Origin of the sequence: Novosphingobium sp. ST904, assembly GCF_001298105.1 — a bacterium.
Taxonomy (GTDB): domain Bacteria; phylum Pseudomonadota; class Alphaproteobacteria; order Sphingomonadales; family Sphingomonadaceae; genus Novosphingobium.
The window spans coordinates 80,574-106,671 of sequence record NZ_LGJH01000159.1 but is presented as its reverse complement, the minus strand read 5'-3'; the positions used below and the strand labels follow the sequence as shown (position 1 = coordinate 106,671).

Genomic DNA, 26,098 nt, shown 5'->3' with positions numbered 1-26,098 from the left:
CCATGTGGCGGGTGCTGCGTCGCCTGCGACGGGATTTTGCCGGCTGGAACTTCAGCCCTGCCTCCCATTTCTAGCTGCTTGGCCTTGATGGCTCGCCTTTCGATGTGCGGACGGCGGGACCTGACGCAAATTGACTATGGACGGAACCGGATGGCCAAGGAAGAATTGCTTACTATGGAAGGCTACATCGAGGAAATCCTCCCCGATGGGCGCTTCGCCGTTCTGCTCGACAACGAGCACAAGATCATCGCCTACACCGCGGGTAAGATGCGCAAGTTCCGCATCCGCTCCGTCGTTGGCGACCGCGTACACGTGGAAATGACGCCTTACGACCTCACCAAGGGTCGCATCGTGTTCCGCGAACGCACCCCCGGCCAGGCCGGTGGCCCGCCGCGCAAGCGCGGCGGCTTCAAACGATAAACGCAATGCGGCCAAGGGCCGCTGATTCAGGGCGGCCATGAGCCGCGAAATTCAGGAATAGATGATTACAGATTTTTCGGGAGCGATCCATCGCTCTACCAATGCCTTCAATACACATCAGATCCGGCATCTCCCGCGCCCTGCGCGGGACGCCAGCCGGACCAGCCTGTCACGAGAGGATCTCCAGCGGCTTGTCGCCGCGATGGTCGACTGAGGTCGACCCTTCCTCCTGAAGGCACTTACCGGGCGGCGCGCAGGACGCGCCGCCTCGGGCAAAAACCCACAAACCGCAGCTTGCGGCGTAAGAACCGGGGTCGGCATATGCCGCGCCCCGGTTCTTCTGCAATCAGGCCGACTGCAGGTTCACGGCAGAAGCCTTGCCATTGCGGCCGACTTCGACTTCGTAGGAAACGCGCTGGTCCTTGTTCAGCGTCTGCATCCCGGCGTTCTGAACGGCGCTGATGTGGACGAAGCTGTCCTGGCCGCCGTCCTCGGGCGAAATGAAGCCGTAACCCTTGTCGGTGTTGAAGAACTTCACGGTGCCGATCGGCATGGGTGTTTCCTTTCAAGAAACGGTGTTTTCGGCCTGCGAGATTGCAGTCCGGTAGTGCGTCAAATCGTCAAGTGAAAGGAAATCGTCGCAGTTGAAGTTCGGATCGGAAAAATTCCGGCCCGGACCCAATATTGCCGAAACCCGTCGCAAATTCGACGTCAGCGCCAACGGCTATATCACAACAGCGCCCCGGTCCCTAGCTGGAACTGTTCTCGGGCGGATGATCCCCCTTCGCCCGAGTATTTTCGCGGCCTGTTCTCCGAGTTCGCCACCACCTAGCCCTTAATAACCAAGGAAATCCGCCGTCATTTTCGTAACCTATCAGGTGACGAATCCATGGGCGTGTCAGCCATCGGCGGGGCGGTTTCCCCCCGAAGGCAGGGCGCCGGGTGGCAGGTCTTTCCAGGGAGGGCACCCCATATGTCGCACCAGTTATCGCGCCTGTTCCGTTTCAGGCACATTCTCGCGGCCCCGCTTGCCGCGACGCTCGCTTCGTCATTGATGCTCGGGGCATGTTCCTCGCCCACGGCATCTCTGCCCACGCTCGCATCCACGCAGGCAGGTCCCTACCGCGTGGGTGCGGGCGACAAGCTGCATATCGTGGTGCAGGATCTGACGACCGCCGACGGCGACTACATCGTCGAGGATACCGGCGCGATCTCGCTGCCCTATATCAAGCAGGTGAACGTCGCCGGGCTCACTTACCGGGAGATCGAACAGGGCATCGCCGCCACGCTGCTGCGCCAGGGGATCATGACCGGCGACCCGGTGGTCAACGTCGGCCCGGTGGAACTGCGCCCGTTCTATGTGGTGGGCGAGGTCAACCAGCCCGGCCAGTTCGCCTATCGCCAGGGCATGACCGTGCTGGCAGCGCTTTCGGCGGCGGGGGGCTACACTTACCGCGCGCAGACCGGCAAGGTGGCGATCACCCGGCAGGTCGACGGCAAGGACGTGACCGCGCAGGCGGACGAAACCACCATCATCCTCCCCGGAGACCGTATCCGGGTCTACGAGCGCTGGTTCTGACGCCGTGCGGGGGGCAATCGCACTGGCCGTCCCGGTCCCGCTCCTGCTGGCGACTCCGCAGCAGGCACTGGCCCAGGCACGCGACATCGGCTCGACCGCGCCGGCGGTCTATCCCAACGACAGGTCCTACCGGGAACTGCCGATCCACCTCGGCTCGATCGACGTCACCATGGGCGGCGAAGCCCGGATCGAGTACGACAGCAACGTCTACGCCGAACCCGCCAATGCCCGGGACGACGTGCATCTCGAAATCACGCCCGAAATCAGGGCCCGGACCGCGCCCGGCGTCGTCAGCGGCGAAGTGCTGGCCACGTCCACGATCCGGCGCTTCGCCGATCTCAAGACCGAGAATACCGAGGCCTGGCTGCTCCAGGGCTCGGCGCGCTGGTCTCCCGATCCTTCCACCTCGGTAACGGGGCGCGGGTTCTGGCAGCGCGCGGTCGAGGAGCGCGGCTCGCCGGAATCCCGGCAGGACCCGAACTCCGGCCCGCGCGAGATCGACAGCCTGGGCGGCGAACTGCGCGCACACCATGAGACGGCGCGCCTGCTGTTCGACCTTCAGGGCAACATTACCCAGTACGACGCGGTTTCCGCGGCGGACGCCAACCGGGACTTCACCGGCTACAGCGCCCTTGCCACGGCCGGCTGGCGGGTATCGGGCATCACCTTCGTCACCCTGAGCGCCTTTGCCGTGCGGCGTGATTTCAGGATCGAAAGGACTTCCGAGGGCGACAAGCGCAACACCACCACCTGGGGCATGCGCGGAGGCATCCAGATCCAGCCGGGAGGCGTGCTGGAGGGCAATCTGTCGGCAGGCTTCTTCCGCCTCGAACCCGACGACCCGGGCACGCCGGGCCGCACCGGGCTCTCGGTCTCGGGCAACCTGACCTATCATCCCACGCGACGCACTGCGGTGATCCTCGACGCCTTCAACGGCGACGTCGCGACCTTCCGCACCGGCGCCCAGTCCCGCACGGACACGACCGTCAAGCTGGCGGTGCAGCAGGAGATCAGGCACAACCTGTTCGCAACGGTAGGCGCCGGCTATCGCCGCTCGCGCTACAACGGCTCGGGAACCAAGGAGCAGACCGTCACGGCATCGGGCGAGATCGAATATGTGATGTCGCGCAATATGTCGCTGGCCGGCTACGCTAATTTCGGCAAGCGGACCGGCGATGACGGCACCCAGGAGTTCGACCGCTTCCGAACCGGCGTCGCACTGCGCATCCGGTTCTGAGCGCCCCCCTCCGGCAGCACACACCCGGGGCAGCGCCCCGGGTTCCGGCATGTGCGGGACAGGCCCGTGCCGCTCGCCTCTCCCCTTCAGCCTCGCGCCAGTTCCTCGTAGACCGCGCTGACCTGACGGACGTGATTCTCCTTTGAGAAGCGCCGCATGGCTTCGAGCCGTGCATGCCGGCGGATCGCGTCGATCCGTTCCGGATCGGCAAGCAGGTCGGCGGCCGCGCGCGCCATGGCGGCGGGATCGTCGAGCGGGCAGAGCACACCGCAGCCGCCTTCCAGCGCCTCGGGATTGCCGCCCGAATCCGTGGCGACGACAAGCGTGCCGACCAGCATCGCCTCCACCAGCGTGCGGCCGAGCGGCTCGCGCGCGGCGGGAACCAGCAGCAGGTCGCAGCCCGCCAGCCATTCATGCCCCGGCGAGCGATAGCCCATCATGTGGACGCGGGCATTGCCGGATACCCGCGCGATCCGCTCGGGCAGTGCATCTCCCACCTCGGTGTTGCGCGGATCGCCGAACATCAGGCCGACGACCGGCCGGTCGAGCATGGCGCCCAGCCGCTCCACGGCCTCCACGAACTCCAATGGCCGCTTGCGCTTCACGAAGTTGCCGAACCAACCGCACAGCAAGGCATCGGGCGGACAGCCGAGTTCCTCGACGATCCGGGCGCGCATCGCCGCCCAGTCGGCGCTGACCGACGTGTCGAAGGGACTGTAGACGACTTGCGCGGCCCTGGCCGCCTCGCTCGATCCCTGCGGCAGGGAAAACCGCGAGACGGTGAAGATCCGGCTGGCCAGCAAGGGGGCGACGAAGCGCAGGCCGCGGGCATCGGGATCGCCGCGATGGTGCCAGACCAGCCGCGCCCCCGCCAGCCGCGCCGCCAGCGCCCAGCTCGCATGGCTGCGGCCGTCATTGCTGTGAACCACGTCGATACCATGCTCCCGCAGGAAGCGCGCCCGGCGGGGTACCCCTGCGAGCGCGCGCAGCACCTTGCCGGGACCGAAGCGCGCGCCGGGCACGAAGGAGCGGCGCGGCGCGGCGGGATCAGGCGTCCGGGTAAAGGCGCCGAAGAACTCCGCAATCGTTCCGTCCGGCACTTCCGGCACCACCAGCAGGCGGTAGCGCGCCGGATCGAGGCCCTCCATCAGCCCCCGCGCCGAGACATGGCTGCCGCCCAGTTCGTCCCCCGCGAAGGGGAAGCAGATGGTCAGCGGCCCGCCGGTCCGCCCACGGGCCGGGATCTCGCCGCCAAGGGGAACCGGCGCAGCCAGGCTGTTCACAGACCGAACCCCTTTTCGCGATATGCCAGGAATTCCTCGAAGTTCTCGATACCGTCGCCGTTCCGGTCGCCCCAGGCGTCGTTCTTCGTGGTGTCGAGCCCGTTGGCGCGCTCCCAGGCGTCGTCCATGCCGTCCTTATCGTTATCGGCATAAGGCGCGGCCGGAGGCTGGTAGGGGATCGCCGGGACGGGAGCGCCGATGCGTCCGGTGATGCCGCGCACGTCGGCGAGCACCTGCTGGTCTATGGCATCGCGCGGGAATGCCCCGGCGCGGGCGAGCACGGAGGAATAGGCGGCCGTCGCGGCCATCGGCTGGAGCGTCAGCGGACACGGCGCCTGCTGGACCTGCGCGGGCACGACTTCCGGGCTGACATGCTTGAAGTTGCCGCTGAAATTGTTGTCCCACAGATAGATCGACGCGGTTCCCGTCGATCCCACCGTCTCGCGGGCGACGCCCCGGCTGTTGGTGTTGGTATTGGTCCCGGCGATGAAGCTGTTGCCGACGATGGATACCGGCGAGCCCCCGTAGCTCTCCCAGACTTCCGCGAACTCGGAGGCGGCGTTGTAGAGCACGTTGTTGATGACCTCCACGCAGGAGCCACGCGGGAAGTTGATGTCGGGGTTGCGGTCTCCGTTGTGGGCGCAGACGTTGCCGATGAAGCTCAGCTTCTGCTTGTCCACCGGATCGCTGGCGAGCAGCGCGCACTTGTCATGCTTGGGGATACCCCAGGCGAAGATCGAATTGCTGATGGTGATCTCGTCGTTGTCGTCGTAGCCGTTGATCACCTCGTCGCGCGCCCAGGAGGCGCTGACATGGTCGATCACCACGCGGCTGCTCCGCTCGATGGTGATATCGTCCTCGCCGCCGGGATTGCGGCCGATGCGGTCGGTACGCACGCGGATGCCGCGCACGACCACGTCATGCGTGTTCTTGATGACCAGCGGGGTCAGTCCGTTGGACCCGCCCGCATGGGCCAGCGTGATGCCGCCGCCGGGCGCGGTCTGGCCGGCGATCGTCAGGTAGGGGGTCATGATCCACGGCGGGCGCTGGGTGAAGCGGATCACCCCGTTGACCCGGAACACGCAGACGCGCGGTCCGGTCGCGGTCACGCAGGCGCGGTAGGAACCGGCGCCGGAATCGGCCAGTGTGGTGATGTAGATGATACGCCCGCCGCGCCGCCCACGCTGGTGGCGCCGTAGCCCACGGCTGCCGGGAACGCCTTCTTGCCGGCGATGGCGCGCACCACGGGCGCCGCCGCCAGCACCGGCTCGCCCGCGGTTCCGGCAAGGCCGAGCACCAGGGCCACGATCGCCAGCACCGCGCCGCCGAACCAGACGGGACGCCAGTTCGCGCGTTTCCTCGCAACGGGGCGGGCTGTCCTCGAGGTGTCTGCCGCGGTCATGCCATATCTCCAGCCTGGCTCAGGAGCATTTTGCCCCCCGCCCCCCGCAAAGCCGTTTGCGGCAAGACCTTGATCCTCGCCCCCAGTGCGCACAAGTCACCAATTCGACTTAGCGCGGGACCGGCCCTCACCCTTTTGCGCTAACATCTATGCGCTGGCGGACTGCCCGGACTGGCCTTTGCCTTCGCCTCCCCCCCTGACCATGATCGCCGCCATGGCCGCTATCATCACACAGGCATCCCCCGAGTTTCCGGCGGGGCTTCCGAAGCCGGTTCCCGGCGTGATCCCCGACGCGGGGTGGCAGCAGCCGGCGAGACTTCCGGGCCATTCCGCATATCGGCCCGCGACCGCTTCGGTATCCCCATACGAACGCGTGATCGCCGTGCTGCTGCCTGTCGCCGCCTTCTTCCTGAGTTGGTGGCAGGTGGGCCGCATTCCCGCCTTCAACCTCACCATGTCCGACATCCTGCTTCTCGTCTGCACGCTGCTCATGCTCGCCTCGCGCGGGCTCAACGCGGCGATGATGGGGCGGATGTCGGCGATCTGGGTGCTGGGCCTGGTCATGCTGCTGGGCGGGATGCTGGTCGGCTCGGTCACGCACGGCGATTCCGAACGCTGGCCGGTGGTCGCCGGGCAATATGCCTTCGCGCTGCTGCTGATCCCGATGCTGCTGGCGAACTGCAGCCACGCACTGCTCCAGAAATGCGCGATCGCCTATGTGCTGGGCGTCGCCGTATCGCAGGCCATCGGCATCGCCATGGTCAACCTGCTGAGCCGCGCGGCGATCACCCAGTACGTCAACAAGTACGTGGTGACCGGCAATGGCCGCCTCGGCGCGATGACGGGCGAGCCGAACTCGAACGGCGCGGTCTGCGTCTTCGCGCTGATCTTCCTGATCCACGCGGTGATCGACAAGCGCCTGAAGACGGTCTTCGCGGTTCCCCTCGCGCTCGTGATCGTGGCCGGGCTGGTCTATTGCGCCAGCTTCACCGCCTTCACCGCGACGATCCTGTCCATCGGCTTCATCCTCGCCTTCTCGCGCATCCGCACGGTCATCTCGATCGCGGTGCCGGTGCTGCTGGTGGTGACTGCCTATGTCGGCCTCGGCGGGCCGGTGCCCGCCGTGTTCGAGCAACGCGTGGGCGACGCGGTGGTCACCGGAGACCCGACCAAGGCGGGTACTTTCGTCGGCCGCTCGGTGCTGATCGAGGAAGCCTGGCAGATGTCGGGCAACAACCTGCTGATCGGTCTCGGCAGTGACGGATACCGCAAGGCCAGCTCTTACGGGATGCCCGTGCACCAGCTCTACCTGCTGGTGCTCAACGAAGGCGGGATCGTCTCCTTCCTCGGACTCTTCGTCATGTTCCTCGCCATGCTGGTGGAGGGGTTGTTCATAGCCCGAAGAAACAAGGCGGCCGGCGTGTCCGCGCTCGCCAGCCTGGGAGTGTTCTTCATGTACGCCATGTCGTTGCCGCACATGTTCGCGCGGATGTGGAACGGACCGGTGGTGCTGATGTTCGCGCTTGCCGGGGCCGCCACTTTCACGGCGGCACGGCGGGAACGGCGCCCGAGACACGGGAGCTGGAAACCGGACGAACGGGAAGGCGACGAGCCCTCCCTCCGCCCGCAAACGATACGGACGCTGGAAGCAGGATGAACCGGAGAGAGAGTGCCAGCGAGGGCGCGGCGCCGATCTGGCGCCGTGGAGCCTCCTTCATCGCCCGCCAGCGCGAACGCTGGCAGGGCTCGGAGATGCTCCGCCCGCATCTCATGAGCATCATCCACCTGCTCTCGGGCAATTTCGGCGGCGTGATGATCATGATGGCGAGCCTCGCCATCGCCACCCGCGCGCTGGGCCAGCAACAGTTCGGCACCCTCGCAGTGGTGCTTTCCATCGGCAGGGTGTGCGAACGGCTGATCCGGTTCGAATCCTGGCAGCCGCTGGTTCGCTTCGTCGCCGTGGAGGAGGAAAACGGCGATGCCGGCAGGATGTCCTCGCTTTACGCCTATGGCCTGCTGCTGGACGTCGGCAGCGCGCTGGTGGCGGCGCTGATGAGCGTCCTGGTCGCCTGGCTGGCGGGCAACCTGATCGGCATCCAGCCCCATGACGTGGACCTCGTGGCGATCTACGCTTGCGCCATCGCCTGCAACCCGCGCGGCATGGCCAGCGCGGCACTGCGACTGGCGGGGCGCTTCCGCATCCTCGCCTATGTCCAGCTCGCCTCGTTCGTGGCCCGATTCGCGCTTTCGGCGCTGCTCTACGTGCTGGGAGAAGGACTGGTCTGGTTCGTCGTGGTGTGGACGGTGAGCCAGATCTTCGATTCGGCGTTGTTCAACTACCTCGGTTTCCGGGCGCTTCGCGATACCGGCATTCCCAGCCCGCTCAAGGCGGACCTGCGCGACCTGCCGGGCCGCTTCCCCGGCTTCATGCGCTTCGCCATCTCCACCAACCTCTCCTCCACCCTGCGCACGATGACGCACGAGATGGACACCCTGCTGGTCAGCAGCTTCGCGGGACCGGCAGCGGCCGGGCTCTACTATCTCTCCCGCCGCATCGCCAAGGTGGCGCAGACCGCGGGCGACATGATCCAGACGGTGATCTACCCTGATCTCGCCCGGCTCTGGCGCAAGATGGGGCCGGATTCGATGGCCCAGCTCGTTTCCGTGCTGCAACTGGTGCTGGCGGGAATCGCGCTGGCCACGGTGGGGGCGTGCTGGCTGCTCGGCCGGCAGGCGATCGAACTGGTGTTCGGCCCCGGCTTTGCCGACAGCTATCCCATGCTGCTGGTCCAACTCGTGGCTGTGCTGCTGACGCTTCATGCCACCCCCACCCGCGCCGCGCTGCTGGCGATGAACCGGCCGACTTTCGTGCTGCTCTCCAGCCTCGCCGCCACCGTCAGCTTCTTCGCTTCCGCACTCGTGCTGATCCCGCATTACGGCGCGCTCGGCGCCAACATGGCCCATATCGCCTTCGGAATCGCCACGGTGGCCCTGCTCGACACCGCGTTCTGGCGCGGCATCCGCAGCGCCCGGCGCACTGCCGTCCCGGCATCCGATTCCCTGGGCTCCCTGCATCCGGCACCCGTGCCTACCCCGATGCCGGCGGATTCCCGGACATGACAGTTCATGCCCCCAGCGAAGGCTTCGCCCGCAGCGTCAGCCCGCCGCAGCCGCTCCGGGTCAGCTCGATCATCACCAGCCTGACGTCGGGCGGCGCCGAAATCCTCGTCACCAACCTCAACGGCGCGTTTGCCGCCAAAGGCGCATCCGGCACCGTGGTCGCTTTCTGCGACGCGGGAACGCTGGGCAATTCAGCGGAGATGGAAGCCGAACTCGCGGCGCAGATAGACCGCACCGGCTGCCGTTTCGAATCGCTCTCGCTCGGACGGCGGCGGCGGCTGCTGCCGGGAATCCTCGCCTTGCGCCGCCACCTGGCCGAAACACGGCCCGACGTGGTTCACGCCCATACCGTGCGCGCGGTGGCCATGCTCGCCTTCTGCGGTTACCGAGGGCCGGTGGTGTTCACTTACCACAACAGCCGCCTCAGCTTCCCGCCCGGCCTGTTCACCCTGCTCGACCGGGTGGTCCATCACTACGTCGCCATCAGCAACGACACCGCAGGCATCTACCGGCACCTGTCGAAGCGGCCCTTCACGCTGATCCAGAACGCCCCCGCCGCGCGCTACCGCGCCGCCGGGCCGCGCCTCGTGCCCGAACGGCCCTGCCGCATCCTCAGCGTCGGCGCGATCTCGGACCAGAAGAACTATCCGCTGCTGATCGAGACCGCCCGCATCCTGCGCGACCGCGCGACCCCGGCCTGTCCCGCCCCGCTGCTGCGCGTGGCCGGTGGCGGCGAGGGGCTGGAGACGCTCCGCGCCCAGGTGCGCGAGCTGGGGCTGGAGGATGTCGTGCAGTTCCTGGGCGAGCGGCGAGACGTGCCCGAACTGCTCGCGCGCAGCGATCTCTTCCTCAACACCTCCCACTACGAGGGGTTTTCGGTGGCGATCCTTGAAGCCATGGCCATGGGCCTGCCGGTGGTCGCCACGGATGTCTCGGGCAATCGCGGGCTCGTGCGGCCCGCCCAGAACGGGCTGCTCTGCCCGGTCGACAGACCGCAGGCGCTGGCCGCGGGTATCATGCGGCTGATGCAGGATACTTCGCTTTACCGGCAGTTTTCCGCGGGCGCGCTGACCACCAGCCGCGAGTACACGATCGAGAACGCGGCCGCGCGCCATCTCGAACTCTACTCGTCCCTGCTGCGCCGCCGCGCCCCCCAAAAGGACTAGTCTCTATTAGCGGCGCCGTTCACGGATGCCCTTTTTGCCTGTCCCGCCTTTCACCGCATAGTCGAACATGGAAGGCCACCTGACCCGGCGGCACCTATCTTCACCTCGCAGGAGGGGCACATGTCGACTGCAATCGCGCCAAGCCAAATGGGCGGCGCGCCGGTACATTATCGAGGACCGGCGCTGTCGCAGGAAGGTTCCCAACCACCCGAACAGCAGGTCGGTCCGCGCGACCTGCTTCGTGTCGTCTACCGCTATCGCACGATGATGGTCCTGATCGTCGGCGCGATCACGCTCGCGGTGCTGGTGCAGCAGTTGCTTTCGCCCACGCTCTATCGCTCCTCCTCCACGGTGCAGGTCGAACTGATCGACGAAGTCGGCACCAACCAGGCGGACGTCAATTCCCGCAACGCGGAACGCGTCGCCAATGCGGTGCGCCTGCACGTTCGCGCTCCGCCGCCGAACAGGTGATCCGGGATCTCGATCTGGTTCACAACCCGGTCTTCCTGCGCGAACTCGGCAATGTCCCCTCGGACGCCAAGGTCCTTTACCAGGCCGCGACCAACAAGGTCCTGTCGATGACGACGATGAACTCGGAAACGGGTTCCGACCTCATCGAGATCGCCGTGACCGCGCGCTCGCCCGAACTGGCCGCCGAGATCGCCAACCAGATCCCGCCCTCGGTGCGCGCCCTGCGCACCAGCAAGAGCAACGAGCGCCGCGCCGAGCTGCTCTCCTCGCTGGAATACGAACAGCAGGCCCGCGCCCGCGCCGCCGAGGAAACCGCCAGGCACGTCGCCGATTTCCGCGAAACCCACCAGATGCTGGTGGGCGCGGGCGGCGCGGAGGACCTCGCCCAGATCAATCGCATCGCCGTGCAGAGCGCGGCAGCCACCGCCGCGCGTGACGGCGCCGCCGCCCGCAGCGCCGGCATCGCCCGCGCCAGCCAGATGCAGAGCACCGCGCTGGCCACCTCCGGCGCGCTTGACCAGCTCGAACGCCGCCGCGGCGAACTCGTGGCGGAAGCCTCCAAGCTCGGCACCAGCCTCGGGCCGAACCATCCCGACGTGAAGCGCCTCGGCTCTCAGCTTGCCGCGGTCGACAGCAGCATCGCCGAGGAACGCGGCCGCGTGCAGGCCGCCGCCCAGGCCGACGCTTCCGCGCGCGGCGCGCAGATGGCGCAGATCGCCCGCAGCGAAGCCGCCGGCGATTCCGCGCAGGCCTCGCGCCTCGAAGGCATCGTCGCCGGGCTCAGCTCGATGGCCTACCGCAACACCTCCAACACCGTGCAGCTCGAAAAGCTGGTCCGCGAGGCCACTCTCGCCGACGATGCCTACAAGGCGATCGCCGGCCGCGTCGAACAGGTTCGCGCGCAGATGCAGCTGGAAGGCGTGTCTTCCTCGATCGTCTCGCCGGCGGTTCCCAATTACGATCCGATCGCCCCGGCCCCGGTCAAGATGGCGATCACCGCGCTGCTCGGCTCCACCGTGCTCGCCTTCCTGATCGCGTTTGCCCGCGACTTCCTTGACGACCGCCTGCGCACCACCGCCCAGATCCGCCGCCTGTTCGGGCTGCCGACGCTGGGGATGCTGCCGCTGCTCAACCAGGACCTTTCGGAAGATCCGAAGGAAAGCCCGGTCATCCGCGAGCCGCAGTCGCTCTTCGCCGAAGTCGCCCGCTCGGCCTATACCGAAGTGCGTGCGCTCGACCGGCGCCCGCCGGCCCAGAGCAGCAACTCGCAGGTCGTGCTCGTCACCTCGCCGCTGCCCGGCGACGGCAAGTCCACCGTCTCGCTGACGCTGGCCGCCGCGGGCATCGCCATGGGCGATCGCACGGTGATCCTCGACCTCGACTTGCGCAAGCGCGGCGCCCTCCAGCGCCTCCAGAGCGACATGCAGGTGCCCGATCTGGTCGACATCGTCTGCGGTCGCGCCAATCTCGACAGTCTGGTGAGCCCGCGCTCGGCCAACCCCTATGACGGTCCTGACATGCCCGTGACGCTGGACGGCGAGGCCGGGGTGCCGATCCCCGTCGAAGCCGCCAGCCCGCACCAGATCGTGCTGCTGAGCGCCAAGGAACCGGTGGCCGAACCGGCGCTGCTGCTGTCCTCCAGCCGCCTCAAGACCCTGCTCGAACAGCTCCGTGAGCGTTTCGAACTGGTCATCATCAATGCCCCGGCCGCCCTGGCCGTGCGCGATGCGCGGGCGATGTGCCACTTCGCCGACCAGACCGTGCTGGTCGCCCGCTGGGGCCACACCACCGGAGACCAGATGCGCGCCGCCCTCGAAATGCTGGACGACAGCGTGGGCGGGGTGATCTTCGATCAGGTGGACTACGCCGAACATGCCCGCCGCCGCTACGGGGACTCGGTGCAGTATTATGCGGACTCGGCCAGCTACTACAGCTCGCCGGTAGCCGCCCGGGAGGCCATGGCCGCCCGTATCCGTCGCATGTTCCGGGGCCACTCCTGGCGGCCGGTGGAAGCCTGAGCGGGGCGCGCGGCGTGCAGAAGCTCCCCTTGCGTCTGCTCGCCGCGCTGCTCCTGCTGGCCGTGCTTCCGCTGCTGGCGGTGCTCGGGATCGGCGTAGTCCTGTCGATGGGTCGCCCGGTGCTGTTCCGACAGCGCCGGGCGGGCCTGCACGGACAGACCTTCACCCTGCTCAAGCTGCGCTCCATGCGCGAGGCCGCCGGAAAGGACGGCCAGCCGCTTCCCGACGAGGCGCGCGTCACCCGCTTCGGGCGCTTCCTGCGCCGCAGCCGGCTCGACGAATTGCCCGGACTGTGGAACGTGGCCGCCGGCGACATGGCCTTCGTCGGCCCGCGCCCTCTGCTCCCCGAGACCATCGCCGGACTGGGCCAGCGCGGCGCGATGCGCGGCGAGGTTCGCCCCGGGCTGACAGGCTGGTCGCAGGTCAACGGCAATACCCTGCTCTCGCTCGACGAGAAGATCGCGCTGGACCTGTGGTATGTCGCTCATGCCGGGCCGCTGCTGGACCTGCGCATCCTGGCGCTGACGGCCTGGGTCATGGTCGGCGGCGAGCGGCGCTCGCCGGATATCGCCCTGGCTTCAGGCGCGGACTGACGGTTCCAGCACGAGATCGTCCAGCGAATCCACCACATGGTGAGCGGCATGGTCGGGGGTCGGCGCGATGCAGGGATGGATATGCCCCTCGCGCAGGATCTGCACCGTCAGCCAGCCGCGCGCGCGCGGGGTGACGAAGTCCTTGGCCGCATTGTCGCCGATGTAGACATGTTCTGCGGCAGGACGTCCCGACCATTGCTCGACCATCGCATAAGCCATGGCATGGGGCTTGGCGCAGCCCTCGGGCAGGATGCCGGTGAGGACCACCTTGCCGATCCGCCCGTAAAGGCCGAGCGCCGCCACCTTGTTGCCCTGCGTCTGGCCGGGACCGTCGGTTATGATCGCGGTCGCGTGGCCGTCCAGCCGGTCGATCAGGCGCGCGGCGTCCCCGGCCAGCGCGATCTTGGGCGCATGGCCGCGATAGAGCGCCACCAGCGGGCCGACGTCGATCGCGGAAAGCCCCAGCGCGCCCAGCGCCGCATCGAACACGGTGCCGCGATGCCCCTCCTCGAACAGGCGCATGCATTCGGCGCCGTAGCCCGGTTGGCCGTGGCGTTCCTCTACATGACGGCCCACCGCCGCGAAGCCGCTCAGCGCGAAATCGCGTTCGAGATAGAGCGTATCGTCAAGATCGAGCACGACGACACGGCGCGAGATATCAACCACGGAACACGGCACTGTCGTAGCGTACCATGGTCACGCCCTCGCGCCAGTGGTCGCTTGCACATTCCGGCAGGCCCGCCACCCGCGCAAGCAGGCTTTCGGCGAAGCGCCCGCCCGCCTGGTCGGCCAGCGGATAGCCGCCGCCGAAGCGGGCGTTGATCTCGAACACGCGGGGGCCGCGGTCGGGGTCGTCGATGAGCTGGAAGCACAGGACGCCCTCCGCTCCCCGCCCCCGGCCCAGCGCCGCGGCCACGTTGGCGGCGATCTCGATCATGCGCGGATCGCGCACGGTGCGCCCCTTCTCGACTTCGCCCGCCCGCACAGAGATGCGCAAGTGCGGGATCGCCGAGCGGATTCGCCCGCGCGCGTCGAGGTACATGTTGATGGTATATTCCGGCCCGCGCAGCAGTTCCTGCACCAGCATCGGCTCGGGATAGTCTTCGCGGATATCGGCGGCGGATTCGAGCACTCCGATGCCCCGGCTGGCGCTTCCGCCCACCGGCTTAACGAACAGCGGGAAAGTCCAGCCCGAGGGATCTGCGCGCAGGGCCTCTATCCGCGCGGTACGCGGAACCGGCACTCCCGCGTCGCGCAGCACGGTAATGGTGCGCTCCTTGTCTCGCACGACGTCGATGATCTCCGGCGCGCGACATGGACCATCGTGCCCACTTCGGCGAACCTGTCCCGCGTGCGGGAAAGCACGTCCAGTTCGGTATCGATGGTCGGCACCAGCAACGCGATCTTCTCGCGCGCGCAGTGGTCGAGCAGGCGGGCCACATAGTCCGGGTCGGTGCAGCGCGGCACCTTGAAGGCGGCTTCGGCCTCCAGGCAGGCGGCGCTGAGTTCGGGCTCCAGGTCGCAGGCATGGATTTCCGCCCTCATGCCGAGCTTTTCGGCAGCCCGGCGGAAACAGCGCGTCAGTTCGACACGGCGACCCGCCGAAGTAAAGAGAATGCGTACCACGTTCATCTGCGCGTTCCCGCCTTTCCAATGAGGGCCTTTGCCATGAGGGGCTTTCCGACGGGAGCCTCCCCCCCGGGAGCCTCCCCGGCAGGCCTGGCGGCTCCCTCCTCTCCATGCCCCGCCGCGCGGGACTGCGCCAGCCGCCGGTCGTCCGGGTGCCCCGCTTCGGAAAGCCCGTTCCCCAGCACCTGGTCCCAGTTCTGGAGTATCCGCTCCGGGTGAAACCGTGCCATGGCCGTGCGCGCGGCCCTGCCCATGCGCATCCTTTCGAACGGATCGGCGATCAGCGCGGACATCGCCGCCGCCAGTCCCTCCACGTCCTCGCTGTCAACCAGCAGCCCGCTGCGGCCGTGCTGCACCATGTCGGAAGGCCCGAAATCGCAATCGGCCGCGACGACCGGCAAGCCCGCCGCCATCGCCTCGCCCAGCACATTGGGAAAACCCTCGTAACGGGAGGAGAGGACGAAGATATCCGCCTCCGCCACCCAGGCCCGCGGCCGCGGCGTCAGCCCGCGCAGCACGACCCGCCCTTCCAGCCCGGCACCGGCGATCAGCGCGGCAAGGGCGCCGTGTTCGGGGCCCTCACCCCAGATATCCAGCCCCCAGCCCGGCCAGCGCGGCGCCACTTCGGCAAAGGCCCGCACCAGCAGGTCAAAGCCCTTCTGGTGTCAGCCGCCCCACCGCGCAGAGCCGCCGGGTATCGCCGGCGGCGCGCGGCACGTCGGGTGGCGGCACCGGGTTCGCGATCGTCACCAGCTTACCGCGCACCGAGGCGGGGAAGCAGCGACGCACCGCGTCGGTCTGGCAGACGATGGCGTCGGCGCGGCGGTAAAGCAGGCGCAGCAGGAGGTTCCACAGCGGATGGGCGGCCTGCCGCTCGGGGTTGTTGCGCTCCGAACAGACCAGCCGGATGCCGGTGCCCGTGGTCGCCAGCGCGGCGATCAGGTTATTCTTGGTCAGGAAGGACACCAGCACCTGCGGCCGCCGCGCCGCAAGGACGCGCCGCAGCGCCGCCACCCGCCCCGCCATGCCGGCAAAGCCGCTCGAACCGCCCAGCCGGTGCAGCGCCGCGTCTTCGGGAAGGCGTGGAATATCGGATCGGCGGGACGGTCGAAGGCGATCACGTCCACCTGATGCCCGGCCTCGCACCAGTGGCGGGCCAGCTGCGCGATCACCTGCTCCGCACCGCCTGCCCCCAGACCGGAGGTCAGGATCGCGATATGCGTCGATGTCGGGAGAATTGCCAAGGAGGAAGAGCCCGTCCGGATGCCGCGCGAAGCGTGTGATCGATCGCCTCCAGTCTATCGAATGGCCTCCCCGCGCGGCAGGGTTCATGCGGTCTAACCCTTTATTGGCAAAGGCATCCATCCCTCGCCACCCGCCTCGCGCGCTGCCTTCATCCTGAGTGATTACGCCCTAATCGCGCTCACGCGGGGGGCCGTGATCCGCCAGACTTCCGCGCGGCGTCGGCAGCGCCGGCAATCGGGAAAGGGGCCTTCCGCGATGACGATGGGCGACGTTCTGCAGGAACGCGAATTGCAACAGGGCGAACGGCCCGAGACGCGGCCGCGCTCGCTCGCAAGGGTGGCGGGCTATGCGCTGCTCGGCGTGCTGTTCGTGGGACTCGCCGGCCGCCTGATGGACTTTCCCATCGGCCGCGACGAGAACCTGTTCATCACCGTCTCGCGCCTCTGGGGCAGCGGCGACATCTACCGCGACTTCGGGTTCAACCACCTGCCCTATCTGCCCTACCTGCTGGGCGGTCTCTACTGGCTGACCGGAACCGGCCATCTCGTCCTGCTCGGCCGCCTGCTGGTGCTGCTGGCCTGGGCGGCGGCGATCACGGCGCTGTGGCTGATCGCCCGGCGCCAGCGCGCAGGCTTTCCCGCCTTCTTCACCGCCGCCGTCCTGCTCATGGGCAATGTGCTGCTGCTCGGCGGTCCGGGCATGATGGCCACCAACAACTTCCTGCCGATCCCCTTCGCGCTGTTCGCGCTCTATTTCCTGCTGTGCGGACTGGACCGCGAACGCCCTTCGTGGACCCTGTGCTTCGTGGCGGGGATGATGGTTTCATGCGCGATCGGGCTCAAGGCGAACTACGTGTTCCTCGCGCCGTTCCTGGCGATGGCGACGATCCTGGCACCGGCGGCGCGGCCGCTGCGCTCGCGGCTGGTCTGCGGCGCGTCCCGCTGGCGCTGGGCGGGCTGACCGCCGGAATCCCGGTGCTTATCGCGATGGCCACCGATCCCGAGGCCATGCTCGCCCACACCGTGCGCTACTTCACCGAGCTGCAGGCCGCCTACTGGGCCCATTCGACCGAGCCCAAGGTCGTCGGCCTTGCCGCCAAGGTGCTGTTCGCCGAGGATATATGGACCTCGAACGCCTCCTTGCTGTCCATGGCCGCAATCGTCGCCCTCGTGGCCCTGCCGCTGCTGCGGCGCGGATGGCGCGACGGGCTGCTGACGGTCTGGTCCTGGCCGGTCGTGCTGACCGCCGCGCTGGCCGCTCTGGGCTTCGTCGTCGCCTTCGTGCCGAGCCCCTCGTTCCCGCAGTATTTCGTGCCGCCGATCCCGTTCCTGGTGCTGCTGGTGGTGCTGCTGCGCGCCCGGATGCTGAGCGAGAACCGCGTGGCCGCCGATGCCGTGCTCCTGTCGCTGGCGCTGCTGGCGCTGCTCTGCGCCGCCTCCCGGCTTGGACCGGGGCTGGTCTCCTTCGCCCGCCCGGCATCATGGGAAGGCGTGGCGGTCCACCGCGAGATGCGCGAACTCGTCCGCCGCGCCGCGGCTTCCTCGGGCGACCGGGTGGCGACGCTCTCGCCGCTACTTGCAGTGGAGGGCGGGCTCACCGTGCCGCCGGAATTCGCGGCAGGCCAGTTCGTCTACCGCGTGGCCGAATATATCCCCCCGCGCGACCGGCCCTACTGGACCACGACCTCGCCTGCGCAGCTCACCGCCTTTCTCGACGCGGACCAGCCCTCGGCGATCCTGATAAGCGGCGAGGAACCGCTGGAACAACCTTTCGAGGACTATGCCCGCAGCCATGGCTACATCCTGACCCAGGGCACCCGGAACGGCGGCTATCCGCGTCTTTTCCGTAGGCCCGAGCGCCCCTTGGAGGCACGCCGGTAACCCTTTGATAGCCGCATTGGCTAAAGCTGCCTAACCCGGATGACCATTTCTCCGACGCAGGCTCTGCCCTTAACCTTGCCCCATCGACAGGAGAAATTCTCCTGAAAATACCGACGCCGGAGACACGATCATGAAAGTCGTCCTGCTTGCCGGGGGCCTCGGCTCCCGCCTTGCCGAAGAAACGGTTCGGGTTCCCAAGCCCATGGTGGAAGTGGCGGGGCGCCCGATCATGCTCCACGTCATGGATATCTACGATCGCTGGGGTCACAACGACTTCATCGTGGCTTGCGGTTACAAGGCCATGGCGATCAAGAGCTTCTTCCAGGACCTTCACCTCATGTCGAACGACTTCACGGTCGGCATCGGCAATGGCGAAATGGCCCTGCACCCCACCACCAAGGTCGACTGGCGGGTTTCGGTGGTCGACACCGGCCTCGCGACGATGACCGGCGGCCGCCTGAAGCGCCTGCGTTCCTGGCTCGACGACGAGACCTTTATGGTCACTTACTCGGACGGGGTCGGCAACGTGGACATCTCCGCCCTGCTGGAATTCCACCGCTCGCACGGCAAGCTCGCCACGGTCACCGCGGTCCAGCCGCCGGCCCGCTTCGGCAATCTCGAACTCGGCCAGTGCGCGGGCGCGGGCGGCGAAGTGATCGAATTCACCGAGAAGGTCATCAAGTACGAAACCTGGATCAACGGCGGCTTCTTCGTCTTCGAACCGGGTGTGCTCGATTACCTCACCGGAGACGAGGAGCCGCTGGAGCAGGCCCCGCTCACCCGCCTCGCCCATGACGGCCAGCTCATGGCCTACAAGCACAAGGGCTTCTGGCACCCCATGGACACGATCCGCGACCGCGACACGCTGGACAAGCTGGGCACGCAGACGCTGCCGCCGTGGATGGACTTCGAGAACGGACAGCCGGTGCTCAGCACCGACATGCCCACCAAGCTGCAACATGCCTGAGCAAGGCTCACTGGATCAGGCGTTTGCTTCGGTTTACCGGGGCAAGCGGATTCTGGTAACCGGCCACACCGGTTTCAAGGGTGGCTGGTTGTGCCTCTGGCTCAGGAAACTGGGTGCAGAAGTAACCGGGATCGCCTTGCACCGCCCCCCGCAAGGCCCTGACTTATTCCATACGGTCGACCTCGGGGGGCTGGTCGACCACCGCATCGCCGACATCCGCGATGCCGGGGCCTATGCCCGGGCCTGCGAGGGGCTTGAGCCGGACCTCGTGTTCCATCTCGCCGCCCAGGCCCTGGTGCGGCCTTCCTACGACGATCCGGTGGAGACGTTCGCCACCAACGTCACCGGCACCGCCGTCGTGCTCGATGCGGTGCGCCGGATGAAGAGCGTGCGCGGCGTCGTCGTCGTCACCAGCGACAAGTGCTACGAGAACCGCGAGTGGGAATGGCCCTACCGCGAGACCGACGAACTGGGTGGGGCCGATCCCTACAGCGCCTCGAAAGGCTGCACCGAACTGGTCGCCGCCGCGTTCCGGCGCTCCTACTTCTCGGACCCCGCCGGTTGCCAGATCGCCACCGTGCGCGCCGGCAACGTGATCGGCGGGGGCGACAATTCGCTCGACCGCCTGCTGCCCGACGTTGTGCGCGCCACGATCGCGGGCACGGCTGTGACGATCCGCAACCCGGCCAGCGTGCGCCCGTGGCAACACGTGCTGGAGCCGCTGGCGGGATACCTGATGCTGGGTGCGCGGCTTCTTGGAGAGGGTGCGCCGCGCTTTGCCGAAGCCTGGAACTTCGGCCCCAGCGCCCAGGGCTTCATCGACGTCGAGGAAATCGCCCGCCACTTCCAGCGGGCCTGGGGGCCCGGCGTGGCGCAGATCGCCTTCGGTCGCCGTACCGACGATCCGCACGAGGCGGGAATGCTGACGCTCGACAGCAGCAAGGCACAGGCCCGGCTCGGCTGGCGCCCGCGCCTTTCGACCGAGGAAGCTGTGACCATGACCGCCGAATGGTACCGCGCCTTCGCGCGCGGAAACACCCGGATGCGCGCCTTCAGCGAGGCGCAGATCGCCCGGTATTCCCACGGGAATGCCGGGAGCACCACCGAATTGACCGAGGGGGAAGCAGCAAGATGCGCGTGAACTATGGCCAGACCGTCCACGGCGAGGAAGAGATCGCCGCCGTCCTCGAAGTCCTGCGGACCTCGACCCAGATGGGTCCGAAAGTGCGCGCCATGCAGGAGCAGGTCTCCGCGCTGTTCGCCAAGGACCACGGGATCATGGTCAACTCCGGCTCCTCGGCGAACTACCTCGCCATCGAGCTGCTGAACCTGCCCGAGGGCAGCGAGGTCATCACCCCGGCCCTGACCTTCGCCACCACCGTGGCGCCGATCGTGCGCTCTCGCCTCGTACCGGCCTTCGTGGATTCCGCGGTCGGCACCTACAACATCGACGTCGAGAAGATCGAGGCGATGATCGGGCCGAACACCAGGGCGATGATGATCCCCTCGCTGATCGGCAACCTGCCCGACTGGGACCGCATCCGCGAGATCGCCGACAAGCACGGCCTCATGGTGGTGGAAGACAGCGCCGATACGCTGGGCGCCACCCTGCGCGGCACCAGCACCGGCACCCGCTCCGACATTTCCACCACCAGCTTCTACGGCTCCCACGTCATCAATGCTGCAGGCAACGGCGGCATGCTCTGCATCTCGGACGAGGCTCTCGCCCGCCGGGCACTGCTGCTGCGCTCATGGGGGCGCACCAGTTCGCTCTACGTCGATTCCGAAAGCATCGAGAAGCGCTTCAACGTCGCGCTCGACGGGATCGACTACGACGCCAAGTTCCTGTTCGACGAACTGGGCTTCAACGTCGAGCCTTCGGAAATGGGCGCGGCCTTCGGGCTGGTGCAGTTGAAGAAGCTCGACCACAACATCTCGGCGCGCGAACACAATTTCGCTCGCCAGTATGCCTTCTTCAAGCAGTACGAGGACTGGTTCGTCCTGCCGGAACAGATGCCGGAATCGCGCACCGGCTGGCTGGCCTTCCCGCTCACCATCCGCGAGGACGCGCCTTTCACCCGCACCCAGATGCAGATCTGGCTGGAGGAGCGCGACGTGCAGACCCGCCCGGTCTTCACCGGCAACATCCTGCGCCAGCCGGCGATGCAGGGCGTGCCGCTCAAGGCGCCGCCGGAAGGCTGCCCGGTTGCCGACGCGGTGATGAAGGGCGGCATCCTGCTCGCCTGCCATCACGGGCTGACCGACGCCCATATCGACTTCATGCACGAATGCTTCGAGGCCTTCGTGCGATCGCTCTCCCCTGCAACGTCCCGCGAGGCCGCAAATGCCTGAATCGATGACCGCCGAGCGTACCCACGCCTCGACCCTCACGACCTGCCGTGCCTGCAAGGCGCCATCGCCTTACCTCTTCCTGCCACTGGGCGACCATGCCCCCGGCCAGATGCTGATCCGCCCCGAAGACCTCGACCGGGAACAGCCTTCCTTCCCGCTCAACACCCAGGTCTGCCTGGAATGCGGGCTGGTGGAGATCGCCGACCAGATCCCGGCCGATTTCTTCCGCCATTACCTCTACGTCCCCTCGGGCGCGGCGCGGATGCACAGCCACTTCTCCGATTTCGCGCGGGTGCTGTCCGACAAGGCGCGCGGCGGGCTGATCGTCGACATCGGCAGCAATGACGGCCTGCTGCTCGCCGCCTGCAACCTGCTGGGCTGTACGACGCTGGGCTTCGACCCGGCCGAGAACATCGCCGCCATGGCCGCCGAGCGCGGCGTGGAAACCCATATCGATTACTTCTACCCCGCCTCGGCGGAACTGGTACGGGGCCAGCGCGGCGAGGCGAAAGTCATCGTCACCACCAACACCTTCAACCACATCGGCGACCTCCACACCTTCATGGAGGCGATCTGCATCCTGCTGGCGCCGGACGGGACTTTCGTGATCGAGGTTCCCCGCGCCAAGGAGTACATCGACCACACCGAATTCGACAATATCTACCACGAGCACGTCTCGGAATTCAGCCTGTTGTCAATCGCGAAGCTGGCGGCGTTCTTCGACCTCGAAGTGACCGATGCGCTTTCGCTGCCCGACATTCACGGCGGCTCGATGCGCGTGTTCCTCAACCGCAAGGCCGCCGGCATCGCGCCCTCGCCCGCAGTGGCGGAAATGCTGGAGGACGAACTGTCCGGCGGCATGCTGGAGCAGGCCACTTACGACCGGCTGGCGCTCGACGTCGCGGCCATGGGCGTGGACATCCGCACCATGCTCGACGAAATGAAGGCACAGGGCCTGAAGATCGCGGGTTACGGCGCCTCGGCGCGGGGCAACACGCTCATCACCCATTTCGGGATCGACAGGCGCTATCTCGATTTCCTGGTGGACCGCAACACGCTGAAGCACGGCCTCTATTCGCCGAACACCCGCATTCCGATCCGGCCGGTCCAGGCCATCGAGGAGGAGCAGCCCGACGTGCTCTTCGTGCTCGCCTGGAACTTCTTCGACGAAATCTTCGAGCAGCAGGCGGCCTTCCGGGCGCGCGGCGGCAAATTCCTCGTTCCGCTGCCGATTCCCCGGATCGTCTGCTGACTCCAACACCGGAGGGCCTGAGTGTGCGCAATGCCGTCTCGCTGCTGACCGGCGCCGGGGGCTTCATCGGCGCACACCTGGCCCAGCGGCTCGTCGCCGCGGGCGACCCGGTCCATGTGATCGTCCGCCCCTCGACCTCGCTGGCGCGGCTCGCGCCGTTCGTGGACCGGCTGGTCGTGCACCGCATCGACCTTGCCGACCGCGCCGAGATCAGGCGCTGCCTCGCCGGGATCCGCCCGCGCCGGGTCTTTCACCTGGCAGCCGAAACGCGCCTGCCCGCCCAGCCCTCCTTCGCCGCAGCGCGGGCTGCGGCCGGAACCTACCTCCAGCCCGCGCTCAACCTGCTGGAACCGCTGGCGGAGCTAGCCGAGCCGCCGGACGTGGTGGTGCGGGCGGGCACCATCGCCGAATATGGCCGGGCGGAGCTGCCCTATTCCGAGACCCGCCGCGCTTTCCCCACCACGCCCTACGGCGCGGGGATGCTGGCCACTACCGACAGCATCGCGATGCTCGCCCCACTCATGCCGTTCCCGGTGGTGACCGCGCGCCTCGCCCTCTGCTACGGCCCCGGCCAGGCCACCAGCTTCCTGATCCCGGCGCTTGTCGAGGCCTGCATGGCGAACCGGCCGATCACCGTGCAGCGCCCGCTTGACCGGCGCGACCTGCTGCACGTCACGATGCCGTCGATGCCCTGCTGCACATCGCGCGGATGGCGCCCCGGGATTTCGGCACCGTCAACATCTGCACCGGCATCGCGCCCACCATGGCCCAGGTCGCGCAGCGGATCGCCGCACTGGCCGGCTGCGCTCCCGGTATCGTGACGCTCCGCCCCGCGCAGAGCACCGAGCCGGGAAGCGGCGGACAACCGACGGAACTGCGCTCCGATCCGGCACGGGCGCGAAGCCGGCTGCGGTGGGAACCTCTCATCGGCTTCGAGGAAGGGCTGCGCCGCACGGTCGCCGCGCACCGGCAACTCCAGCAGCAACATATCCAGATGAAGGCGGGGTGACGGGTGAGCAGCGAAGCGAAGACACTGGTTTCCATTCTTGTTCCCGCCTTCAACGAGGAACTCAACGTCGTGCGCTGCTACGAGGCGATCGTGCGCACGTTCGAGAAGCTGCCCGAATACCAGTACGAGATTATCGTCACCGACAACCATTCGAGCGACCGCACTTTCGAACTGCTGGAAGAACTGGCCCGCCGCGATTCCGCGCTCAAGGTCATCCGCTTCTCGCGCAATTACGGCTACCAGCGCTCCCTGCTCTGCGCCTACAAGGCCGCGGCAGGCGCCTGTTCGATCCAGCTCGACTGCGACCTGCAGGACCCGCCCGAACTGATCCCCGAGATGCTGAAGCTATGGCGGGTCGGGCATCAGGTGGTCTACGGTATCCGGCGCACGCTGGCGGACGGCTTCATGGTGGCCACGCTGCGGCGGGCCTTCTACCACTTCATCTCGTGGATCAGCGACGACGACCTGCCCGTGAACGCCGGGGAATTCCGTCTCGTCGACCGCCGCATCCTCGTGGAACTCCAGAAGGTGGACGATGCCTCGCCCTACTTGCGCGGGCTCATCAGCGCGATGGGCTTCTCGCAGGTCGGGCTCGAATACGACCGGGGCGACCGGGTGGCCGGCGAAAGCAAGTTCCCGCTCAAGTCGATGATCTCGCTGGCGGTGGACGGCGTGCTCAACCATTCGCTGATGCCGCTGCGGATCGCCTCGATCTCGGGCATCGTCATCGGCGTGCTCAGCCTGCTGCTGACGTTCACCTATCTGGTCGGGCGGGTGCTGCTGGGGCAGGCCTGGCCGGCGGGTTTCGCCACGACCACGATCCTGCTGCTCATGTCGATCTCGATCAATGCGATCTTCATGGGCATCCTGGGCGAATATGTCGGGCGGCTGTTCCTGCAGGCCAAGCGCGGCACCAAGCCGATCGTGGAGGAACGGCTCAACTTTCCCGAAGTGATCTCTCTGGTCGCGCGCGAAAGACCGTGAGGCGGGTCAGCACGAAGAGCGCGCCCGCGTAGACGCAGATCGCCAGTCCCTGCACCAGCGCGCTGCGTTCGAAGCCCGCGGCGCGGCCCATCGCCACCACTGCGAGATTGGCGGCATAGGACACCAGAAAGGCCGCTGCATAGCGCAGCCCCTCGGCAGCGGTGGCGCGGTGGCGGGCGCGGAAGGTCAGGTGGCGGTGCAAGGCGTAGGAGATCGGCAACCCCATCGCGAAACCGGCAAGATTGGCGGCATAGTCTCCCAGCCCCGCATGAAGCCAGCCCAGAATCAGGCCATAGCCGATGGCGGTGTTCGCCGCGCCGACCAGCACGAACCGCGCGGCCGTAGCCGCTTCCCGGCCCCAGGCGGAACGGATCATCGGGCCTCGGTCCCGGCGGGCTCCACCGCATGGAATTCCCGGTACCAGTCGGCGAAGCGCTGCAGCCCCTCTTCCAGCATGACGCGGGGATGATAGCCGCAGATCGCGTGGAGCTTGCTCACGTCGGCGAAGGTCGCGGTCACGTCTCCCGGCTGCATCGGCCGCATCACTTTCTCCGCCTTCCGGCCGAGCGCGGTTTCGAGCGCCTCGATCATGTCCATCAGCCCGACCGGGCGGCTGTCGCCGATGTTGAGCACGCGGTGCCCCGCGGCATCATTGTCGAGGGCGCCAAGAATGCCGTCGACGATATCGTCGATATAGGTGAAGTCTCGCGCCATGCGGCCTTCGCCGTAGACCTCGATCGGCTCCCCGGCCAGGATCTTCCGGGTGAAGCCGAAGTAGGCCATGTCGGGCCTTCCCCACGGCCCGTAGACGGTGAAGAAGCGCAGCCCGGTCTGCGGCAGGGCGTAAAGGCTGGCATAGGCCTCGCTCATCAGTTCGCACGAACGCTTGGTGGCGGCGTAGAGCGAGACGGGCGCCACGGCCGGATCATCCTCGGAAAAGCCTGCCCCTGCCAGCGGACGGTCGCCGTAGACCGAGCTGGAGGAAGCATAGACGAGATGCTCGAAGCCGGGAGCATGGCGGCAGGCCTCCAGCACCGAGAGATGACCGGCCAGGTTGGAGTGCTGGTAGGCGAAGGGGTTCTCGATACTGTAGCGCACCCCGGCCTGCGCGGCGAGATGGACCACCCGGCGCACCCCCCGCCCCCGCACGAGCGCAGCCACCGCCGCCGCGTCGGCCACGTCGATCCGGTGGAATTCGAAGCCGGCCATCCCCTCGAACGAGGCCAGCCGGGCTTCCTTGAGCGCCGGGTCGTAATAATCGTTCATCACATCCAGCCCGATCACCTGTTCCCCGCGTTCGAGCAGGCGATGCGCGGTGGCGTGGCCGATGAAGCCGGCGGCCCCGGTTACCAGGATCGGACTTTGGGCAGAAGCGATGGAGTTCAAGGGCTGATCCTCGTGCGCGGGCCGGATGTGGCCTTGTCCGCCGCGAGGGTGGGCATCCGCAGGGTGCTCGGCAATCACCCGTAAGCATGAACCGCGCGGTCATTC

General features: G+C 67.5%; 29 protein-coding genes. 17 read left to right on the top strand and 12 right to left on the bottom strand.

All coding sequences use genetic code 11. The features are described from left to right. Positions 1-150 precede the first annotated feature (150 nt). Entirely contained in the window at positions 151-420 is a 270-nt protein-coding gene (gene infA / locus ADT71_RS22010) for a translation initiation factor IF-1 (protein WP_054440289.1), read from the top strand. Between the two features lie 346 nt (positions 421-766). Here infA and ADT71_RS22005 read toward each other — a convergent pair whose 3' ends face one another. Beyond that, positions 767-973 (bottom strand): cold-shock protein, encoded by a 207-nt coding sequence (locus ADT71_RS22005; RefSeq protein ID WP_054440287.1) that lies wholly within the window; start codon positions 971-973, stop codon positions 767-769. 420 nt (positions 974-1,393) lie between these two features. Here ADT71_RS22005 and ADT71_RS22000 point away from each other — a divergent pair, with 420 nt between their 5' ends. Together ADT71_RS22000 and ADT71_RS21995 are read left to right on the top strand one after the other, a co-directional pair. Further along, positions 1,394-1,999, top strand: coding sequence for a polysaccharide biosynthesis/export family protein (locus tag ADT71_RS22000; protein ID WP_054440285.1), 606 nt, complete (start codon positions 1,394-1,396; stop codon positions 1,997-1,999). Positions 2,000-2,003: 4 nt separating this feature from the next. Continuing rightward, on the top strand, positions 2,004-3,236 hold the full coding sequence (locus ADT71_RS21995; protein WP_054440283.1) for an outer membrane beta-barrel protein: 1,233 nt from the start codon (positions 2,004-2,006) through the stop codon (positions 3,234-3,236). An 86-nt stretch (positions 3,237-3,322) separates the two neighbouring features. On the opposite strand, the gene ADT71_RS21990 is transcribed toward ADT71_RS21995, so the two are convergent. Genes ADT71_RS21990 through ADT71_RS34275 form a run of 3 tightly spaced genes read right to left on the bottom strand, consistent with a single transcriptional unit; the run spans position 3,323 to position 5,921 of the window. Then, complete coding sequence (locus ADT71_RS21990; RefSeq protein ID WP_231636100.1) at positions 3,323-4,519, bottom strand: glycosyltransferase family 4 protein; 1,197 nt, start codon at positions 4,517-4,519, stop codon at positions 3,323-3,325. Further along, positions 4,516-5,628 (bottom strand): pectate lyase, encoded by a 1,113-nt coding sequence (locus tag ADT71_RS21985; RefSeq protein ID WP_231636099.1) that lies wholly within the window; start codon positions 5,626-5,628, stop codon positions 4,516-4,518. The genes ADT71_RS21990 and ADT71_RS21985 overlap by 4 nt, the downstream gene beginning before the upstream one ends. Then, positions 5,625-5,921 carry a hypothetical protein gene (locus tag ADT71_RS34275; protein ID WP_231636098.1) on the bottom strand — a complete coding sequence of 99 codons (297 nt, stop codon included), beginning with the start codon at positions 5,919-5,921 and terminating at the stop codon, positions 5,625-5,627. The genes ADT71_RS21985 and ADT71_RS34275 overlap by 4 nt, the downstream gene beginning before the upstream one ends. A 214-nt stretch (positions 5,922-6,135) precedes the next feature. Here ADT71_RS34275 and ADT71_RS21980 point away from each other — a divergent pair, with 214 nt between their 5' ends. The 6 genes from ADT71_RS21980 to ADT71_RS21955 all read left to right on the top strand — a co-directional run bounded on the left by ADT71_RS21980 (position 6,136) and on the right by ADT71_RS21955 (position 13,289). Beyond that, positions 6,136-7,578: an O-antigen ligase gene (locus tag ADT71_RS21980; protein ID WP_132469051.1), complete on the top strand. Its 1,443-nt coding sequence runs from the start codon at positions 6,136-6,138 to the stop codon at positions 7,576-7,578. After that, positions 7,575-9,041 (top strand): lipopolysaccharide biosynthesis protein, encoded by a 1,467-nt coding sequence (locus ADT71_RS21975; protein WP_054440279.1) that lies wholly within the window; start codon positions 7,575-7,577, stop codon positions 9,039-9,041. The genes ADT71_RS21980 and ADT71_RS21975 overlap by 4 nt, the downstream gene beginning before the upstream one ends. Then, positions 9,038-10,207 carry a glycosyltransferase gene (locus tag ADT71_RS21970; protein ID WP_054440277.1) on the top strand — a complete coding sequence of 390 codons (1,170 nt, stop codon included), beginning with the start codon at positions 9,038-9,040 and terminating at the stop codon, positions 10,205-10,207. The genes ADT71_RS21975 and ADT71_RS21970 overlap by 4 nt, the downstream gene beginning before the upstream one ends. Positions 10,208-10,327: 120 nt before the next feature. Then, a complete protein-coding gene (locus ADT71_RS21965; protein ID WP_156336744.1) occupies positions 10,328-10,678 on the top strand; it encodes a hypothetical protein in 351 nt (116 codons plus the stop codon). Next, a complete protein-coding gene (locus ADT71_RS21960) occupies positions 10,675-12,696 on the top strand; it encodes a tyrosine-protein kinase domain-containing protein (protein WP_054440274.1) in 2,022 nt (673 codons plus the stop codon). The genes ADT71_RS21965 and ADT71_RS21960 overlap by 4 nt, the downstream gene beginning before the upstream one ends. 14 nt (positions 12,697-12,710) lie before the next feature. Continuing rightward, positions 12,711-13,289 (top strand): sugar transferase, encoded by a 579-nt coding sequence (locus ADT71_RS21955; protein WP_054440272.1) that lies wholly within the window; start codon positions 12,711-12,713, stop codon positions 13,287-13,289. On the opposite strand, the gene ADT71_RS21950 is transcribed toward ADT71_RS21955, so the two are convergent. Genes ADT71_RS21950 through ADT71_RS35950 form a run of 6 tightly spaced genes read right to left on the bottom strand, consistent with a single transcriptional unit; the run spans position 13,275 to position 16,162 of the window. After that, positions 13,275-13,955: an HAD family hydrolase gene (locus tag ADT71_RS21950; protein ID WP_054440270.1), complete on the bottom strand. Its 681-nt coding sequence runs from the start codon at positions 13,953-13,955 to the stop codon at positions 13,275-13,277. The genes ADT71_RS21955 and ADT71_RS21950 overlap by 15 nt on opposite strands. Next, positions 13,948-14,577, bottom strand: coding sequence for an ATP-grasp domain-containing protein (locus ADT71_RS32370; RefSeq protein WP_197283105.1), 630 nt, complete (start codon positions 14,575-14,577; stop codon positions 13,948-13,950). Before ADT71_RS32370 ends, ADT71_RS21950 begins: the two co-directional genes overlap by 8 nt. Continuing rightward, positions 14,505-14,921 carry a hypothetical protein gene (locus tag ADT71_RS32365; protein WP_197283104.1) on the bottom strand — a complete coding sequence of 139 codons (417 nt, stop codon included), beginning with the start codon at positions 14,919-14,921 and terminating at the stop codon, positions 14,505-14,507. Before ADT71_RS32365 ends, ADT71_RS32370 begins: the two co-directional genes overlap by 73 nt. Continuing rightward, on the bottom strand, positions 14,918-15,559 hold the full coding sequence (locus ADT71_RS21940) for a glycosyltransferase (protein ID WP_054440267.1): 642 nt from the start codon (positions 15,557-15,559) through the stop codon (positions 14,918-14,920). Before ADT71_RS21940 ends, ADT71_RS32365 begins: the two co-directional genes overlap by 4 nt. Before the next feature lie 7 nt (positions 15,560-15,566). Beyond that, positions 15,567-15,944: a glycosyltransferase gene (locus ADT71_RS30635; protein ID WP_054440266.1), complete on the bottom strand. Its 378-nt coding sequence runs from the start codon at positions 15,942-15,944 to the stop codon at positions 15,567-15,569. Beyond that, positions 15,872-16,162, bottom strand: coding sequence for a glycosyltransferase (locus tag ADT71_RS35950; protein WP_369818321.1), 291 nt, complete (start codon positions 16,160-16,162; stop codon positions 15,872-15,874). Before ADT71_RS35950 ends, ADT71_RS30635 begins: the two co-directional genes overlap by 73 nt. A 256-nt stretch (positions 16,163-16,418) precedes the next feature. Between ADT71_RS35950 and ADT71_RS34270 the strand changes: the two genes are divergently transcribed. The 8 genes from ADT71_RS34270 (at position 16,419) to ADT71_RS21890 (ending at position 24,607) form a co-directional block, all read left to right on the top strand. After that, the gene (locus tag ADT71_RS34270) at positions 16,419-17,123 is read left to right on the top strand and encodes a glycosyltransferase family 39 protein (RefSeq protein WP_054440264.1); all 705 of its coding nucleotides are present in this window, start codon (positions 16,419-16,421) and stop codon (positions 17,121-17,123) included. 1,050 nt (positions 17,124-18,173) lie between these two features. Further along, the gene (gene rfbF, locus ADT71_RS21920; protein WP_054440260.1) at positions 18,174-19,010 is read left to right on the top strand and encodes a glucose-1-phosphate cytidylyltransferase; all 837 of its coding nucleotides are present in this window, start codon (positions 18,174-18,176) and stop codon (positions 19,008-19,010) included. Further along, on the top strand, positions 19,003-20,151 hold the full coding sequence (gene rfbG, locus ADT71_RS21915; RefSeq protein WP_054440258.1) for a CDP-glucose 4,6-dehydratase: 1,149 nt from the start codon (positions 19,003-19,005) through the stop codon (positions 20,149-20,151). Before rfbF ends, rfbG begins: the two co-directional genes overlap by 8 nt. Continuing rightward, on the top strand, positions 20,142-21,362 hold the full coding sequence (locus ADT71_RS21910) for a DegT/DnrJ/EryC1/StrS aminotransferase family protein (protein ID WP_054440256.1): 1,221 nt from the start codon (positions 20,142-20,144) through the stop codon (positions 21,360-21,362). The genes rfbG and ADT71_RS21910 overlap by 10 nt, the downstream gene beginning before the upstream one ends. Beyond that, complete coding sequence (locus tag ADT71_RS21905; protein ID WP_231636097.1) at positions 21,355-22,614, top strand: class I SAM-dependent methyltransferase; 1,260 nt, start codon at positions 21,355-21,357, stop codon at positions 22,612-22,614. Before ADT71_RS21910 ends, ADT71_RS21905 begins: the two co-directional genes overlap by 8 nt. Positions 22,615-22,637: 23 nt before the next feature. Further along, positions 22,638-23,435 (top strand): NAD(P)-dependent oxidoreductase, encoded by a 798-nt coding sequence (locus tag ADT71_RS21900; RefSeq protein ID WP_054440254.1) that lies wholly within the window; start codon positions 22,638-22,640, stop codon positions 23,433-23,435. Next, a complete protein-coding gene (locus tag ADT71_RS32360; protein ID WP_197283101.1) occupies positions 23,432-23,623 on the top strand; it encodes a hypothetical protein in 192 nt (63 codons plus the stop codon). Before ADT71_RS21900 ends, ADT71_RS32360 begins: the two co-directional genes overlap by 4 nt. Before the next feature lie 3 nt (positions 23,624-23,626). Continuing rightward, the gene (locus ADT71_RS21890) at positions 23,627-24,607 is read left to right on the top strand and encodes a glycosyltransferase family 2 protein (RefSeq protein WP_054440250.1); all 981 of its coding nucleotides are present in this window, start codon (positions 23,627-23,629) and stop codon (positions 24,605-24,607) included. On the opposite strand, the gene ADT71_RS21885 is transcribed toward ADT71_RS21890, so the two are convergent. Continuing rightward, positions 24,561-24,983 carry a GtrA family protein gene (locus ADT71_RS21885; RefSeq protein ID WP_054440248.1) on the bottom strand — a complete coding sequence of 141 codons (423 nt, stop codon included), beginning with the start codon at positions 24,981-24,983 and terminating at the stop codon, positions 24,561-24,563. The two genes, ADT71_RS21890 and ADT71_RS21885, sit on opposite strands and share 47 nt — an antisense overlap. Next, complete coding sequence (locus tag ADT71_RS21880; RefSeq protein ID WP_279388376.1) at positions 24,980-25,993, bottom strand: SDR family NAD(P)-dependent oxidoreductase; 1,014 nt, start codon at positions 25,991-25,993, stop codon at positions 24,980-24,982. Before ADT71_RS21880 ends, ADT71_RS21885 begins: the two co-directional genes overlap by 4 nt. Positions 25,994-26,098 lie beyond the last annotated feature (105 nt).

What these genes read in the sequence shown, in the direction of transcription:
- ADT71_RS21970 (WP_054440277.1), top strand. Translation starts at nt 9,038, where the DNA reads ATGACAGTTCATGCCCCCAGCGAAGGCTTCGCCCGCAGCGTCAGCCCG.
- ADT71_RS21965 (WP_156336744.1), top strand. Translation starts at nt 10,328, where the DNA reads ATGTCGACTGCAATCGCGCCAAGCCAAATGGGCGGCGCGCCGGTACAT.
- rfbG (WP_054440258.1), top strand. Translation starts at nt 19,003, where the DNA reads ATGCCTGAGCAAGGCTCACTGGATCAGGCGTTTGCTTCGGTTTACCGG.
- ADT71_RS34270 (WP_054440264.1), top strand. Translation starts at nt 16,419, where the DNA reads ATGACGATGGGCGACGTTCTGCAGGAACGCGAATTGCAACAGGGCGAA.
- ADT71_RS22005 (WP_054440287.1), bottom strand. Translation starts at nt 973, where the DNA reads ATGCCGATCGGCACCGTGAAGTTCTTCAACACCGACAAGGGTTACGGC.
- ADT71_RS21910 (WP_054440256.1), top strand. Translation starts at nt 20,142, where the DNA reads ATGCGCGTGAACTATGGCCAGACCGTCCACGGCGAGGAAGAGATCGCC.
- ADT71_RS21975 (WP_054440279.1), top strand. Translation starts at nt 7,575, where the DNA reads ATGAACCGGAGAGAGAGTGCCAGCGAGGGCGCGGCGCCGATCTGGCGC.
- ADT71_RS21905 (WP_231636097.1), top strand. Translation starts at nt 21,355, where the DNA reads ATGCCTGAATCGATGACCGCCGAGCGTACCCACGCCTCGACCCTCACG.
- ADT71_RS22000 (WP_054440285.1), top strand. Translation starts at nt 1,394, where the DNA reads ATGTCGCACCAGTTATCGCGCCTGTTCCGTTTCAGGCACATTCTCGCG.
- infA (WP_054440289.1), top strand. Translation starts at nt 151, where the DNA reads ATGGCCAAGGAAGAATTGCTTACTATGGAAGGCTACATCGAGGAAATC.
- rfbF (WP_054440260.1), top strand. Translation starts at nt 18,174, where the DNA reads ATGAAAGTCGTCCTGCTTGCCGGGGGCCTCGGCTCCCGCCTTGCCGAA.
- ADT71_RS21885 (WP_054440248.1), bottom strand. Translation starts at nt 24,983, where the DNA reads ATGATCCGTTCCGCCTGGGGCCGGGAAGCGGCTACGGCCGCGCGGTTC.
- ADT71_RS30635 (WP_054440266.1), bottom strand. Translation starts at nt 15,944, where the DNA reads ATGGCGGGGCGGGTGGCGGCGCTGCGGCGCGTCCTTGCGGCGCGGCGG.
- ADT71_RS32365 (WP_197283104.1), bottom strand. Translation starts at nt 14,921, where the DNA reads ATGAACGTGGTACGCATTCTCTTTACTTCGGCGGGTCGCCGTGTCGAA.
- ADT71_RS21980 (WP_132469051.1), top strand. Translation starts at nt 6,136, where the DNA reads ATGGCCGCTATCATCACACAGGCATCCCCCGAGTTTCCGGCGGGGCTT.
- ADT71_RS34275 (WP_231636098.1), bottom strand. Translation starts at nt 5,921, where the DNA reads ATGACCGCGGCAGACACCTCGAGGACAGCCCGCCCCGTTGCGAGGAAA.